The sequence below is a fragment of the Bowdeniella nasicola genome (genome assembly GCF_001907295.1).
GTDB classification, from domain to species: domain Bacteria; phylum Actinomycetota; class Actinomycetes; order Actinomycetales; family Actinomycetaceae; genus Bowdeniella; species Bowdeniella nasicola.
Window position 1 is genome coordinate 1 of record NZ_MQVR01000204.1, and the last position, 503, is coordinate 503.

Below are 503 nucleotides of genomic sequence, written 5' to 3' on the forward strand. Positions count from 1 at the left end.
TCACCCGTGCCGGGGTCGGTCAGGTGATCGATGAGCTTGGTGCCGTCGAGCATGGCCTCGGCCTCCGCGAGGGCGAGTTCGACGCCGGCGATCGCATCGTGCTGGTTCGCGGTGGGTGACCAGTGCCAGCCGAACTCATATTTCGAGTAGTAGTCGGCGACGCCGGCGACTCGCCAGGTCCCGCCGCCAGTGGTCTCGTACTCGCTGAAGTCGAACTGCCAGACCTGGTTCGGACCCGTCGGTGGCGCGGCGAACGCGGCCTTGCGCTGCTTGGCCAATTCCCGGCGCTGTTTCTGGTAGTCAGCATGGAGCAGGAGGCCTTCGTCGGCCATGATCCGCAACACCGTCGACGGCGAAAGCCGGTGCCCGTCGTGACGGACCATGGCCCAGATCTTGCGATGCCCCCAGGCGGGATGCTTGCCAGCCATGGCCACCACAGCTTCCCGGTGCTGGTCGCGTGATGGGGCCGGCCAAGGACCCTTGACTGCTTTGCCTGCCCGGGC

Annotated in this window: 1 protein-coding gene; it reads right to left on the reverse strand. The window is 67.0% G+C overall.

The genetic code is table 11. From position 1 onward, the window contains the following. Positions 1-428, reverse strand: a 428-nt coding sequence (locus tag BSZ39_RS13090; RefSeq protein WP_222842985.1) for an IS3 family transposase, incomplete at its 3' end; no start/stop codon positions are given. Positions 429-503 lie beyond the last annotated feature (75 nt).